The 15,367-nt window shown below is 36.7% G+C and carries 14 protein-coding genes; 10 read left to right on the top strand and 4 right to left on the bottom strand.

Annotated features, from left to right (window positions below):
- Positions 1-8 precede the first annotated feature (8 nt).
- Positions 9-1,412: a RagB/SusD family nutrient uptake outer membrane protein gene (locus tag LX95_RS05200; RefSeq protein WP_245924726.1), complete on the top strand. Its 1,404-nt coding sequence runs from the start codon at positions 9-11 to the stop codon at positions 1,410-1,412.
- Between the two features lie 23 nt (positions 1,413-1,435).
- Positions 1,436-4,291, top strand: a complete 2,856-nt coding sequence (locus LX95_RS05195) for a M16 family metallopeptidase (RefSeq protein WP_111540372.1) — start codon at positions 1,436-1,438, stop codon at positions 4,289-4,291.
- Between the two features lie 59 nt (positions 4,292-4,350).
- Here LX95_RS05195 and LX95_RS05190 read toward each other — a convergent pair whose 3' ends face one another.
- From LX95_RS05190 to LX95_RS05175, 4 genes are all read right to left on the bottom strand, one after another.
- On the bottom strand, positions 4,351-4,617 hold the full coding sequence (locus tag LX95_RS05190; protein WP_111540371.1) for a DUF6520 family protein: 267 nt from the start codon (positions 4,615-4,617) through the stop codon (positions 4,351-4,353).
- An 85-nt stretch (positions 4,618-4,702) separates the two neighbouring features.
- Positions 4,703-5,131: a MauE/DoxX family redox-associated membrane protein gene (locus tag LX95_RS14860; protein WP_394340389.1), complete on the bottom strand. Its 429-nt coding sequence runs from the start codon at positions 5,129-5,131 to the stop codon at positions 4,703-4,705.
- Positions 5,132-5,244: 113 nt separating this feature from the next.
- The gene (locus tag LX95_RS05180; RefSeq protein ID WP_111540369.1) at positions 5,245-6,159 is read right to left on the bottom strand and encodes a helix-turn-helix domain-containing protein; all 915 of its coding nucleotides are present in this window, start codon (positions 6,157-6,159) and stop codon (positions 5,245-5,247) included.
- Position 6,160: 1 nt separating this feature from the next.
- Entirely contained in the window at positions 6,161-6,529 is a 369-nt protein-coding gene (locus LX95_RS05175; protein WP_111540368.1) for a DUF7793 family protein, read from the bottom strand.
- A gap of 241 nt (positions 6,530-6,770) precedes the next feature.
- Between LX95_RS05175 and LX95_RS05170 the strand changes: the two genes are divergently transcribed.
- From LX95_RS05170 to LX95_RS05135, 8 genes are all read left to right on the top strand, one after another.
- Positions 6,771-9,176 carry an aminotransferase class I/II-fold pyridoxal phosphate-dependent enzyme gene (locus tag LX95_RS05170; RefSeq protein WP_111540367.1) on the top strand — a complete coding sequence of 802 codons (2,406 nt, stop codon included), beginning with the start codon at positions 6,771-6,773 and terminating at the stop codon, positions 9,174-9,176.
- Positions 9,177-9,196: 20 nt separating this feature from the next.
- Positions 9,197-10,033 (top strand): RteC domain-containing protein, encoded by an 837-nt coding sequence (locus tag LX95_RS05165; protein ID WP_111540402.1) that lies wholly within the window; start codon positions 9,197-9,199, stop codon positions 10,031-10,033.
- A 223-nt stretch (positions 10,034-10,256) separates the two neighbouring features.
- A complete protein-coding gene (locus LX95_RS05160) occupies positions 10,257-10,541 on the top strand; it encodes a helix-turn-helix domain-containing protein (RefSeq protein ID WP_111540366.1) in 285 nt (94 codons plus the stop codon).
- A 2-nt stretch (positions 10,542-10,543) separates the two neighbouring features.
- Entirely contained in the window at positions 10,544-11,296 is a 753-nt protein-coding gene (locus LX95_RS05155) for a hypothetical protein (protein ID WP_111540365.1), read from the top strand.
- A complete protein-coding gene (locus LX95_RS05150) occupies positions 11,280-11,942 on the top strand; it encodes a P-loop NTPase family protein (RefSeq protein WP_111540364.1) in 663 nt (220 codons plus the stop codon). The genes LX95_RS05155 and LX95_RS05150 overlap by 17 nt, the downstream gene beginning before the upstream one ends.
- Positions 11,943-12,377: 435 nt before the next feature.
- Positions 12,378-12,665, top strand: coding sequence for a hypothetical protein (locus LX95_RS05145; RefSeq protein ID WP_111540363.1), 288 nt, complete (start codon positions 12,378-12,380; stop codon positions 12,663-12,665).
- 32 nt (positions 12,666-12,697) lie between these two features.
- Complete coding sequence (locus LX95_RS05140) at positions 12,698-12,976, top strand: hypothetical protein (RefSeq protein ID WP_111540401.1); 279 nt, start codon at positions 12,698-12,700, stop codon at positions 12,974-12,976.
- A complete protein-coding gene (locus tag LX95_RS05135; protein WP_111540362.1) occupies positions 12,969-15,365 on the top strand; it encodes a TraG family conjugative transposon ATPase in 2,397 nt (798 codons plus the stop codon). Before LX95_RS05140 ends, LX95_RS05135 begins: the two co-directional genes overlap by 8 nt.
- The last annotated feature ends 2 nt before the right edge of the window (positions 15,366-15,367 follow it).

Genomic DNA, 15,367 nt, shown 5'->3' with positions numbered 1-15,367 from the left:
GAAAACAGATGAAAAATAAGAAATATATACAAGGACTGGGCATCATGGTGATGTTATTGTTCCTTACTTCTTGCCAAGACTGGCTAGACATTGAAGAACCCGATCATAAACTGGTGAGCAGTGAAGTGTTTGACACGGAAGAAACCGCAAAAGCTGCCATGCAGGGCATATACAACCAACTCTACCAAGCCGGCTTTAGTGCTGGCTGGTTGGGAAGCACTACTGTGTTAGGGGGATTGTCTTCCGATAACTTGGAATTGATCAACACCACGACCTTGGATTTGTTGCAATTTCAGCAACATAATTTACAACCCGATAACCCCTATAACGAAACCCTGTGGGGAAGTGCCTATAATATGATCTATATGGTCAACTCTTTATTGGATGGACTGGAAAACTCCACCAAAATTACACCCGAAATAGCTCAACGGTTGGAAGGGGAAGCCAAATTTGTCAGGGCTTTTACCTATTTCTATTTACAGAATTTATATGGGGAGGTGCCGTTGGTACTGACCACCGATTATGAGCATAACGCCACAATCGAAGTCAGTTCAACCACAGCCATCGAGGAACAGATCTTGGCCGATCTAGTGGTGGCAACCAGCCAACTGGGAGGTTCTTATCTCACTGGAGAACGAACACAAATCAATGCCTATACGGCCAAAGCTTTATTGGCACGGGTACACCTCTATTTAGAAAACTGGGAATTAGCCGAACAGTATAGCGCAGAGGTTATCGCTGCAAGCGGAACCTACAGCCTGTCCACCGATCTTAACGAGGTGTTCCTAGCCAATAGCCAAGAAGCCATTTGGCAACTTTCTCCCCTAGGAGCGGGGACCACGACCACCCATACCAATGAAGGTTCGGTATTTATCATCAATCCTATCCTTCCTTCTTTGTCTTATGTAAAACTTTCGGAAGGCTTATTGAACAGTATGGAAGCCCAAGACCTGAGAAAGATAAATTGGATAGGCTACCACGAAGGTCTCGGGGTACATCACGCTTACAAATACAAAATTCAAAACGCAACAGGGGAAGCTGCTGAATATTCCATGGTCTTGCGGTTGGCAGAACAATACTTGATTCGCTCGGAAGCTAGAATAAGGCAAAATAACCTGACGGGTGGGATCGCTGACCTCGATCACATCAAAGCTAGGGCAGGACTCCCTTTATTATCGGTATCCAACCCGGGAATTAGCCAAGAAGCTTTACTGGAAGAGCTTTTTATCGAACGCCGAAAAGAACTCTTTACGGAATGGGGGCACCGTTGGCTAGACCTAAAAAGAACGGATCGGGCACAAGGCGCATTGGCACCCGCAAGTCCAGACTGGGAAGCGACCGATATAAAATATCCTATCCCTGCTGAGGAACTTTTAAGTAACCCAAACCTTTACCAGAATCCTGGATATTAAACGAGGGATAAAAAAAAGATAAGATGATACAATTAAAGAAAAGACTACCCAGTTTGATTTGGGTCCTCCTTTTTATCAGTTCCATAGTTCAAGCTCAAGAAGGAATAAAAGAGATCGAGTCCCTTCGTTCTGGTACCCTGCCTAACGGCTTTCAATATTTTATAAAAGATGTGGAGAACCCTGTGGCTAAAACCACCATGCGTCTCTATATAAAAGCTGGTTTTGATCACGAGGACTCCTTGCAACAGCAAATGTCACATTTAATAGAACATTTGGCCTTTAAGCCCACTCTCCACACGCCCACCAGTATCAAAGATGAAGCTTTTTTAGACCGATTGGGGATGAACTTTCGGGATATAGGGGGAACCACCTCCAACCTGCATACCCGTTATTTATTTGATGCCCCACCCAATCATCCCAAAGCATTTCAGACAGGATTGGCTTGGTTTAAAGATATTGCGATGCGGTTACCGCTGACCAGCGAGCATATCAATCAAGAGAAAGGTTCCGTATGGCAAGAATTGATCTCTGGGAACCAAGATTACCAAGATTACTATAAGGCGGAGCGCAATTTGGAAGCACAACTATTTCCTTTTCGCCAATCGTATGACCAGTTATCCCAACACATCCAAAACTTTTCCCACAAGGAGTTAAGGCGTTTCTACAAAGACTGGTACCGACCCGATTTGATGGCGATCGTCGTGGTAGGGAATCTTAACGATATGCAAGAAACCGAGAAACTTATCCAAGATACTTTTTCTGACATCCCTACGCCTCAAGCTTCTTATCCGCATATCGATATCCACAGCGCACAACAGAAACGCTCCCCACAATTTAAAACACAGGTTTGGGAGAAGGGCTTTGATCCCGAAAAAAAAGAAGAGGTGGAGTACCATTGGTATATTCGTCAGCCAGAATTGGTCAATAGCTTGCACACACGAGAAGGCTATAAGCGGTATATTGCTTTTCAGTTACTGTCTCGTGTGTTACACCAACGGTTGAAAGAAGCGAATGCCCCAGCCCTTATTGGTTCTGCTAAAAATAAAGATACCTATAGCTATGGGGGGAACCCTTTTTCTTTGGCTCTTTATTTTACCACTTTTCCTAGCAAGAGCAAGGAAGCTTTTCAGCAGATCGCAATGCCCCTTTTGCAATTGAAAGAACAGGGAGTGAAGGAGCAGGAATGGAAAAAGATAAAAGAAGATTATCTCAAAGAAAGTTTGCAATCGGAGGTATTTTATTGGAATGAAGAGTTACGAGACTATTGGTTAAAAAACGAAGTTCTTTTCCCAAATAAACAAAAAGTATTTCACCAATGGGTGCAAGAGCTCTCCATCGAAAAGATGAATGCTTATCTCCCACAGTTTTTATCTTCTCCACCAAAAGATATAGGTATTATTGCTCCTCAAGGCAATAAGGCATTAAACTTTACAGAAGAAGAGATTCGAGCTTGGGTAGAAGAGGCTTACCGTGGGCCTGTACCCATGTACCAACCTCCAAAAGTGGTGAAGAGTTTATATAATGAAATTCAAAAAGAAGAACTTCCCTTGGTAGCTTATACCACTAAGGCACCAGCAATTCCGGAAACCCAAGAAATCGTTTTGAGCAATGGGGTACGGGTGGTACTAAAGCCGTATCAACCGACCCCGGGAGTAGGGGAGCAATCCATTAAAATCTCAGGATTCAGCTTGCGTGGGGCGGCGTGTTATTCTTCTTCGGATTATTACTCGGCACTCAATGCCACCGATCTTGTTACTCACCAAGGAGTGGGGGGTATAAACGCTAAAGAGATCCAAAGCTTGATGGATTATGCGGAAATTATGAATTGTCGCTCCTATATTGATTATAAGGAGTCTAGCCTACAAGCGGAAGGTAATTTAAAGCATACCGAAGAAATATTACAGCTGCTGAGTCTTTATTTTCAACCTGTGAATCCTCAAGATATTGATTTTGACGCTTGGCAAAAAGAAGCCTTAGAAACTCGAAAATCTCAGAAAAACATACAGGAAGATTTTAGAAATGTTATTCGAAAAGTCGTACAAGATAGTGCTATCCCCCCTAGTTTTAATTTTCGCTACCTTAAAGGGGAGCAGGCTATTTTGAGTATAGGTAAAACTGAAGAAAAACGTAGTTTGGAGATCTACCAACACGTATTTGGAAAACCAGAACAGTGGACATTTTTGATAACTGGAAATTTTAAAACAGAGGACGTCATCCCACTTTTACAACGATACTTGGGGAATATTAAACCAACCGTACAAAAATTAAGGTGTACCCCAACTCGTCAAAAGACCTTTAAAGCATCAGGGCCCGTTAAAAAAGAAATCCTTTCCAATATCCCCATGGAAAACGGGATGTATGACGCAAGTTACTACCAAGAGCAAAAGGGGAAAAATTCTTGGAAAGAGACCTTGGAATTAAGGGTGCTGGGGCAAGTTATACAACGAAAATTGAACCGTTTACGCTATGAGAAAGGATTTTCTGTATATAACTTCGGAGGCTATGGGAGGTACGATCCGGAGGTAAAACGTTATCGGCTTTATTTTCAAGTCGCTTGTCATCCAAAAGAATTATATCCTATCCAAAAGGAAATCCAATTCATAGTTAAAGAGTTAAGAGCGGGAGAAATCCCCAAGGAATATTTGAAACAAGCCAAGCAAAACATGAAAAGAAGGTACAATGTCTCTTACCTGAAGCAACATCGGCAGTTACACGAATTGCTTTTTCAACACCTACGCTATGAAGAAGCTTGGGTACCCTTGGAAAAATATGAAACCTTTATCGATAACATCGAGATGGAAGATATGGTGAGGCTATCCAAAAAGTATTTGAAAGAAAAAAACAAAATAGAAGTGATCATGAGCGATGAAGCTTTATAAAGAAACAAAGAAGCACACGATCAGTGTGCTTCTTTTCATTTTAAAGGATGAATAAAAAATTATAATGGAAAAGGAACCGTACTCGTTGTTTTTTTGAGAGAGCTCAAATTCTGAATATCATAGATCGGATGTACAGATCCGTCTTGTAGTTTTGCCCTACAATTGTTTGGCCCCACTTGTCCACAATCAATTTCAGGAATGGCCATCCATTGGTTGTCAACGCGGATATAATCCACGGCTTGTTCTTTTCCTAGTTCTGCCGTAGTGAACGACATTCCGGTAGCGAAAATCATCGCCAATACGGGAATTAAAAATTTACTTTTCATAATGTATAAATTTAATGTTTCTATTATGCCTACTCTTTTCTACAGGTTTTCGGCTTACTCCTGTGTTGTTGCGCAACAAAAATTTTTATACTTTTTTTACGGTTTTGTTAAAATAAAATGTCAGAATCGCAATCATCAAACCACCTAGACTTACCCATAATTGTTGTTTCCAGGAAAGGAATTTTAGCATCCCTCCACACGAGCATGGAATATAAGATGCGAAATAAAGGATTCCCAAGCTGTAAGATGTATACATAATGAATAGGAATATACCCAGATATAATCCTAGGAGATACGTACGAGACCATAGTAATAAGAAAACAGCTAGCAATTCCAATATTGGAATGAACCACGACAATAGAAAGATTCCAGTCTCGGGAATAGGTAAAAGAGGTGAATTCAATAAATTGAGTTCAAAATCCTCTCTAAAAATCAATTGGTTAATCCCTATATACGTAAATAAGAGAACCAAGATAGAAATTAAGATAACCAAGCTATTTCTTTTACTAATCATAACCTTTGTTTTAATAGATATCATAAAGGTGCATGATTCTATTTATTTTTAAGGGAGTAAAGATTACCTGTCACGTATTTTAAATGGAGGTATGGAAAACAAATATTTTATGGTTAACGATTTCTAAAATGGCTTGGGGGGTATTCAAATTTATCTTTAAACACTTTTGAAAAATGCGGAAAACTTTTAAATCCTAAAGAATGGGCTACTACTTTTAAAGAAGTGGGGGTGTTTTTAATCATAACCATCGCCTGATCTAATCGTTTTTCTAAGTGAAGTTTAAAAATGGTGATTTGATAGAGTTCCTTAAATCCTTTTTTTAATTTGTTTTCGTTAATATGAAATAGTCTAGATAATGCTAAGGTATTAGGAAGAGATTCGTGAAGGTGCTCTAATATGTATTGATGAACAGCTCTAATTTTTTGAATATCTGCTTGATATTGAAGGACGGTATCTGAACGAAAAGAAGGATGGGCAGTAGAAGTCGTGTGTACTGATTGCGGACTATGAATTACAATAGGTAGACCTCTGATAAAATATAAGGAGGTCTCACTTGTTTGGAGGATATGACAATATCCCCAACAATCTATTGGTAATGAGTAATGAGGTGTTAAAGTAATTAAGAGTTTGACTACTAAAGGCTTTTTCTTGCGTTTATAAGGATTTTTAAATTGCTTTTTTAAATTATGAAAAGAGGAGCTATGAAGAAACTGTTTTATGGGTTGACCTATTGTTGTTTCCTTAGGATGATTTAAGAGCTTAAGGAAAACAGAATTTACGGCAGTGATGTTGAGATCAGTATATAAAATTAAGGAGTAAGGATCTTCTATGTCTCTTTCTCCAAATGAACCAGGATGAACAAAGAAACTTCCTAATTCTTCAGCAAGTAGATTAAGCATTAGTCCAAAGGATTCGATGTCATCACTTTGGTTACCGAGTGGAATGCGATGAGAAAAATTGCCATTAGCTAGTTCGTGAATCATGGTTCTAAGTTGTTCTAATCGTTGTTCTCGTTTTAAAGGATCCATTTTAAAATTGTTTTAAGTAGTGAATAGCTTCGCTTTTATCGGTAAAAACTTGAGTAGGAACCAAAGGTTTGTTGACCCGAATAAAGAATTGAGTCAATTGAACGCTTAATGCTGGAGCTACTAAATAGGCGACTGCTGTGGTTAAGAGAGAACCTTCGATAGCCAAGTATTTTCTCGCCTTAATATCGGGTAAACTAAATTTTCGAATATCACAAAGTACAGGGTAAGCTTGCTCACGTTGGATATGCAGGCGATCTGATACAATTTGCTCTGCCAACTGAATGTCAAAGGTAGGAATGGGAAGATAGGTGAAAAATAAGATGCCATCCTTGATCAGGATTTCGGCATAATCCGTTTTTAAAAAGTTCATATGTACTGGTAATTTTACCCTTAAATTAATAAATAATATGATCTCGAGATTTTATTTACTCCTATTTGCCTTGATTTGAGCCTCTAAAATTGCATTTCATCACCATATTATTACTTATAAGGGAGAATATGTTACCTGTAAGGGATTTCTTAAATCCTCTTCACAATACCCTCATAGATATAGGGTTAAAATTTTATAACCTGAATGGATCGGGTGGATGTTTAACTTAAAATAAATTGAGATGGCACAAGTAACACACAATCATTTTTTGGATACGGTAGATCAAGTTTTCAACTATGCAAAAGCAATGAAAATTCTTCATTTGAATATGGAAGGGGACACTTTTAATGGAAGAACCCTCCAAATCGATAAGAAAGAAGTATTTCATTTTGGTACTACGGGATATTTAGGGTTAGAGCAAGATATTCGCCTAAAGGAAGCGGCAAAGAAAGCAATTGATGATTTTGGAACCCAGTTTCCATTATCAAAATCATATATAGCGCACCCACTATATGAAAAATTAGAGCAATTACTGCACAAGCTATACGGTCAGCCCGTGGTGGTAGCCAAAAACGCCACCTTGGCACATATGGCGGCTATACCTGTAATTGCAGGAGATCGTGACGCTATACTACTCGATCATCAAGTACATTGGAGTGTTCAGGATGCTGCCAAACGTTTAAAATTAAGAGGGGTAAAAGTGGAGTTGGTACGCCATAACCGTTTAGACTTATTAGAAAAAAAGATTCAAGAGATAAGTTCTACGGTGGATAAAATATGGTATATGGCGGATGGGGTTTACTCCATGTATGGAGATTTTTCTCCCGTAAATGACCTCTTAGACTTATCTAAGAAGTATAAACAATTATGTTTGTATTTTGATGATGTTCATGGCATGAGCTGGTCGGGGAAAAATGGACGGGGCTATGTATGTGAACAAATTGAAACGATCCCCCCTCAAGTGGTGGTTATAGGAACCTTAAGTAAAACCTTTGGTGCCAATGGTTCTTTTATTATTTGCGGGGATGAAAAGATGCAGCAAAAAATCAAAACCTTTGGGGGACCACTTACTTTTTCTGCACAGTTAGACCCCGCTTCGGTGGGTGCCGCCATAGCCTCGGCAAAAATTCACTTGTCCGATGAAATAACCACCATTCAAAATGAACTAAAGGAAAGAATAGATTACTTCAATGGACTCTTGGAAGAATATCAGATTCCTTTGGTAGAAAAAAATGAATCTCCCGTATTTTTTATTGCTACTGGAATACCTGAAACCGGCTATCAACTCACACGTCAATTATTAGATCACGGATATTACGTGAATATGGGCTTATTTCCAGCCGTACCTTCCACCCAGACGGGATTGAGGATTACCATCTCTAGGCATAATCAAAAAACAGATATTCTTCAATTGACCCAAACCTTAGCCCAATTATATCCTAAAGTAATGGAGAAAACAGGAAATACCTTACAAAGATTAAGCAAAGCCTTTAAAAAAGATTTTTCTTTTCAAGAGGAGACATCCGAAGGGCTGAAGTATAAACTCGTAGAGAAAAGCAGTATAGAACAGATCGATAAGAAGTTATGGAATACTTATTTTTTAGGAAAAGGAATTTTAGATTGGGAAGGTTTTAGGTTCATTGAAAATTGTTTTCTGGATCAGGTCGACAAAGAACACCAATGGAAGTTCTTTTACATCCAAATTTTTGATCTCCAAGAGAACTTATTGGTGATGGGTGTATTTACATTATGCCTATGGAAGGATGATCTCTTAGCAAAACCCTTGGTCTCAAAAGACATCGAATTAAAAAGAAAGGACAATAAATATGAATTTACCTCCAAGGTATTAAGTCTAGGCTCTTTATTTTCTGACGGACTTCCCTTGTATATCAATAAAGCTATTGTAAAAGATCATAAAGTACTCAACCTATTCTTTAGAACCATAGAAGATATAGCCTCTAAAAACAAAGCCTCTCAAATCGTATTAAGGGATTTTAATCTTTCATCACCTTATGATAAGGTTTTTCAATCTCAAGGTTTTGTACCAATATCTATGCCAGAGGTATGTCAAATAGAGGAGATGGACTGGAACAGCTTAGAAGGTTATTTAAATACTTTATCTAAAAGGTCTAAAAAACATTTTGAGAAAGACATTGCACCTTTTCGTTCTCGGGTAGAAGTAGAAATACTACAGCAGGTAACCGAAGAAGAGTTGGATCACTTTTATGAGTTGTATAAAAACGTAAAAGATAGAAACCTTGGATTGAATATGTTTACCTACCCTAAATCGGTTTTTCAAGAAATGAACCGATCGAAATCTTGGGAGTTTATGAGCATCTCTATTAAAAATACTCCTACCAAAGATAGCAAAGCGATAGGCGTGATGTTTTGTTATAAAAATGGGGAAATTACGTATGTTCCTAGTTTGATAGGCTTGGATTATACTTACAATCAAGAATATCAAACCTATAGACAATTATTATTTGAAAGTATTTGGCGAGCAAATAAAAGCGGTTATCAAAAAATAGATTTTGGGGTAAGCGCCAACTTTGAGAAAAGAAAGTTAGGGGCAAGGGTAATCCCTAAACTTGCCTATATTCAAAGTAGTTCCAATTTTAAAATGGATTATTTAGAAGCTCAACAGTAATTAATTAAATGTTTGATGTGATGAAATTAGCCGAAGAAATTATTGAAAAGTTTACCAATCAAATGGATTCCCTAAATGAAAAGAATGACGAACCCTTAAAAAGTGCCAATCAAGGGATAGCCTTATGCAGTAAGACCCTATTCCAGTTAAAAAATACGGTTGAAAATCAAGAGTTTAAAAGTCTGGCATCGGAAATTCATTTTTTTAAAACCATTAAAAGTATTCCGATGAGTTATTTAATTTATTTTACAGAGTTACGGACTTGTGAATTACAAAAACCCAAAGCTGGTTTTCGATATCAAATCAATTTCCTTGAAAAAGAGTTAAAGAAAATCAATAAATTTTTCTATAGAAATTCTGATTTCGTTTATTATATGGAATTGGGACATACTTATTTAGATCATCAATTTTTTGCTCGAAAGAATAGTCCTGATTTCCCTGTCAGTCCTTTGGGTAATTATTATCAGTTTCCTGATTTTTCAACTTCTCATGATTTGCTATGGTCCAAAGTAAAAGGAATGAATAAACTGATTCATTATATAAGAAAGACCATAGAAAGGATTCAACCAGAAAAGCCTAAAGTAAGGGAAAACAATAAAAATAAAATATTGGAATGGACAGCTCCTAAAACAGCTTTGATCGAACTTATTTATGCCCTTTACTCTGTGAATTCGATCAACCATGGAGGCGCAGACCTTAGGATGATTACTTCAAGTTTTGAAGATTTATTTAATGTCAAGTTAAATCAAGTTTATAAAACTTATTCAGAAATGAAAGAGCGTAGGGGTAGTCAAACCAAGTTTTTGGATGAGTTAAGTATGCATTTAAAACATAAGATGGATAAAGAAGACCATTGAGAATTACATTCTTTATTCAGGTTATCATAAAAGGGGTTAAATCGTAAGGTTTAATCTCTTTTTTAGGGAAAACAAATGTTAATTTTTATCGGTATTACGATATGTATAGGGAAAGAGTAAGGTAATGATTGGAGAGATTTGTTATACGAAAGTCAAACTTAGGGAGGGGCTTTTCATAAATAAGAAATGATATAGCCCCATCTCTTTTTAAAATCACTTTATTATGCCGACAAACATTATTACCACCGATGATCTTAGAGATTTCAAAATGGAATTGCTCGATGATATTAAAAATCTTCTTAGCCAGCAATCTTCAGGAACCATTAAAAAATATTTGAAGTCTTCTGAAGTGATGGATCTCCTTCAAGTAAGTCCAGGTACTTTACAAAACCTTCGTATCAATGGAACCTTACCCTACACCAAAATTGGAGGAATTATTTTTTACGATGCAGAAGATATTCAACACGTGATGGATAAAAACCGTATCCACCATAAAATGGATTTGTAGAGATGAATTATATCAAACTCCTCAATGCGGCCTTTGAAAAATTCTATTTTGATGACCGGTTGAACCCAACACATATCAGTTTGTACATGGCTTTATTTCAAGAATGGAACAGTAACCGTTTTTTACGTGAATTTTACGTGAACCGTCGCGATTTGATGCGGGCCTCAAAAATTGGGTCGAAATCCACCTATCACCGTTGTATAAGGGATTTGGATGGATGGAATTACCTTACCTATTGCCCCTCTAATAATCCTTATAAAGGAAGTAAAATAAAGATGTCCCCTTTAGGGATAAGTAGGGAACGGATTTCGGGACACTACGATCCCGAATTGGAACAACTAGCTGAACACTACCATCCCATTCGTGAACCAATTGTGGGACAGCAGCATCTCAAAAATGGACAGGTTTTACACTCGCACCGTCCCAGCAATGAACAAGCATTGGTATCTACTATAAACAATAACAAACAGGTAAACCTTATAAAACAACCAAAGGGCAGGCAGGCTGTTATTGATTTTTTTATTGAAAATAAATTTAATGCAGACGAAGCAAATAAGTTCTTTGATCTTTACCAAGACCGAGATTGGAAAACGGGTGATGGCAAACCGATTAGAGATTGGCGGGCTTTGGCCATCCATTGGATGGATAGAGCCGAACTGTTCAACCAAGAAAATAAATTAAACAAAAAGCAAGGTTCTCAAATTAAGGACAACTTACGAACCACCAAAAACAAGGATTATGGACAACCCCTCTAGAATTATTGAAGGCGGCGTAGAATATTCGTTGGGAAAATTTGATGGGAAATGTGTGCATTATAATTTTCCGAAAATTCTAATTTACTTAAATGCCAAAGGAAAAATTCTTTTTGGAAATAAGTTTAAAATCTATGAAAAAGACAAGAAGGTTCTCTTGAAACTTTGTTATTATTTTATAAAGGATAAAGAAAATTGTAAACGTTACGGGATTGATCCTCATAAAGGTATTCTACTATCGGGACCTGTGGGCTGTGGGAAAACAAGTTTAATGAAACTTATACCTTGTATCGTCCCTTCTCAACCAGCTTACGAGATGATCCCTAGTAGAAATGTAACTTTTAGTTTTAACCATATCGGTTATAAAGCAATTGAAGATTATGGCGATTCTAAATCTTTTTGTTTTGACGATCTGGGAGTGGAACCTGCAGGTAGGTTTTATGGTAAGGATTGTAATGTGCTAGGGGAGGTGCTGTTATCCCGGTATGAACTATACTTAAAAACGAAACGTAAAATCAAAACCCACGCCACTACCAACCTTAATGCGGAGGAATTGGAAGAGCGCTATGGCAATCGTGTTCGCAGTAGAATGCGAGAACTGTTTAATTTGATAGCTTTTGAAAAAAACACTAAGGATAAAAGAAAATAGAATATCTAGATGCTTTTAAATAAGGAGGTGATGATTTCTTTAATGATTTCCATTACGGCCATAAATAGTTCTTTCATAATTCAAAGTATAAGGTGATACTGATTTGTTTTTTTTTGAAGCGTACTTTTGGGAATCAATACAAAAGTTGGAAGTCTTATTATATCTTAAATTGAAATTCCAAAGATGAATTAAACCCATCCCTTACTCAGCAAAAATACAAAACTGACGTTTTTAAGCACTTCTTTCATTTTCCGTTTTTGAGATATCAACACCTTCCCTCTATCTATTCATAATATTTACTATCAAATGAAATTAAAATACAACAATAAAAGTGTATAATTATTTTATTCACAAATAATTGATATTCAAATATTTGAGTTCTAATATATGTAGTTTTATCATAGCAAAACAATACAATATTAAAACCATTACTTTATGAAAAAATCAATATGCTTGGCAACGTTTCTTTCGTTGTTTACCCCATCAGTTTTCGCTCAAATTGGAGGTATTGAAAATTCTGTTAATGATGTTTCCGATACCATACGTACTGTTTTTCCCATTATTCTCGGAGTGATTTTTCTAGTAGGATTTCTTTTTAATGCGGGTCACTTCTTCGGTGAGAACGCTGACCTAAAAAAAGGGATCACCCGAGTGCTCGTATTCGTATTAATTGCGGGAGCGGTAGTAGGCATCTTTACCTATCTCATTGGTATTGTGGTTTAATGATCAAGAATTTTAAAGTTCAAATTTTAGGTATGAAAAAATTTATAGTATACAAAGATATCAGGAAAAGAGCCGTCATTTTTGGGCTGCCCATTTCCTTATTTGCCCTGATGATGATTTCTATAGTGACCTCTCTCTTGGTCATCATCTTCTCTTTTAGTTTTGGAGTTATTATAGGAGTAATTTCTATGAATGTTGGCCTGTATGTGACATTGATACGCATAACAGGCAATCCCCATTTTTTTACATGGCAGAAAACCTTTCCAAAAATGATTAGCAATAAAAGAAATTCTGGACTCGACTATGAATAAAATTAACTTCACCTCATTTAACCCAATTATAGATATTCAGAACAATATCCTATTTGCCAATAATGGTAACGTAATCCTATGCTATGAAGTTAAGTTACCCGAAATCTATTCCCTTTCTGAAAAGGACTTCAGTGACATCCATGGGGCTTGGTTCCAAGCACTCAAATCTCTACCTATTGGAACCGTGGTACATAAACAGGATGTCTACCTGAAAAAAGAATATACCTCGGACGAATTGCCCGATCATACTTTTTTAGAAAAAGCCACCCATGATCATTTTAAAGGAAGGGAATATATGGAACATCGATGCTATCTCTTTTTTATCCTGACCAAGAACAAAGCACTCAACAATTCTAAATATGTAAACCCATTTAAAAAGGTTTCTAAAAGCATGGTAAGGGAAATGGATGATGTGGTAAAAAGTTTTATAAGTGCGGTAAGGGATTCGATTTCTTTTATCAATAATAGTCGAAAAATTCAGATAAACTCAGTGCTCTCTAAGGAGATAGAACAATTAACACAAGCATATTTTAACGGATTTAATGAAGGTTTTGATACGGATATTTTGTTGGAAAAACAGCACATCCAAATGGGAGAAAATTATTTTGATGCCCTAGCCATCAATAGCGAACTGTGCTTTGGCGAAAGTGTACAGAGTAGCAAGACCAATGAACGATTCACATCCGATGATTTTGTGTTTCATCAAGGGTTTATTGATGGTATAGGGCTCAATTTAAAGGAGAACCATCTGGTTAACCAAATCCTGTATTTGGACGATAAACACAAATGGCGAAAGCTACTCGATAAAAAAGTGGAAGAACTCCAGAAGAGCTCCAATTTTGGTTCGCAGAACAAGGTAGTACTGGAAAAAATACAGCATATACTTACTCAAATTAACGCAGATGATAATGCAAGAATTATTCGGGGACACCTCAATGTCATTTTTTGGGATCAACAAAAGCAAAACTTAAAAAGAATAGCTTCCAAGATCAAAACAGAATTTAAAGAGCTGGATATCATTCCATATTACCCCAAGGGAGAAGAACGCAAAAATTATATTTTGAATAGTTACTGTTGTTTTTCCCCTAATTATTCCAATTATGATTTATATGTAACAGATCTTAAACATGCACTTTGTCTCTTTATTAACAATACCAATTATCAATCAGACGACACCGGGATCATTTTCAATGACCGAGAACATAATATTCCAGTTTTAAAAGATGTTTGGGATGAAAAAAAGAAACGCATCAAAGCTAGGAACTTTGCCATATTTGCTCCTACGGGAGAGGGTAAATCTTTTTTAGCCAATAATATTTTACGTCAGTATTTTGAAAATGGCGTTCGCCTAGTCATCATAGATTTGGGAGGCTCCTACACCAAGTTTGCCAAGCTTTATCCTGAAAAATATACGGTATTACGATATGAAAGTGGAAAGAACTTAGGGATCAACCCATTTTATATTAGCGACACTACAGATATTACACCAGAGCGTTTAGAGGACTTATCCATTTTCTTGTTCGAATTATTCGCTTCGGATATGAAAGTAAGCAAAGCACAATCGGTATCCGTAAAGAAAATCCTCCGTTATTACTATCTACAAACCGCTGAAAACCATTCACTGGACGGCTTTTATCATTTTATTGAAAAGAACCAAGAAAGTTTGCTAGAGGATCTTAAAATTCACCCCGATTACTTTAACACGACCAGTTTTTTACATGTGATGTCAGAATATGTTGGGGAGGGCTTATATAGTTTTCTTTTTGAAGTTAGCGAAGATCAGACCTATAAAATTGAAGATAAGCGATTGATTGTTTTTGAACTGGATGAAGTCAAGGACAATAAAGAAATTCTGTCTGTTATGTTGAAGCTGATAAAATCAGCCATACAACGAACGATTTGGAAGAACAAAGCTGAAAAGGGTATTATTCTTTTCGATGAGTTTGCCAAACAACTCAAGTTTGAAAACGTACTTGAAAGTGTTGAATTCTATTATCAAGCCATTCGTAAACAAAACGGAGCTATTGGTATTATTCTACAATCTATTAATCAACTTCCTAACAACTCTACATCGGCTAGTATTCTAGAAAACACCCAAGTTATTTATAGCCTTAATAATGAGAAAGGATATGATGAACTCATAAAAAGACTTCATTTATCCAGTCACGACTTGAACCAGTTAAAATCCATCAAAAACAATTTGTCGGGAACCTTTAAGTACACCGAAATGTTCATTAAAATCGGTAAGGAAAGTAACATTTTTAGATTAGAGGTACCCAGAGAAGTATATGCTGCTTACCTCACCGATGGGGAAGAAAATGAAGAAATCATGAAACTGTATGAGCAATACGGAAATATGGAAAAAGCAATTTTAAAATTTATTAATTAAAT

The sequence above is a fragment of the Mesonia algae genome, from assembly GCF_003253545.1.
Taxonomy (GTDB): domain Bacteria; phylum Bacteroidota; class Bacteroidia; order Flavobacteriales; family Flavobacteriaceae; genus Mesonia; species Mesonia algae.
The sequence above is the reverse complement of the archived record's forward strand: the minus strand, read 5'-3'. Positions and strand labels throughout refer to the sequence as shown.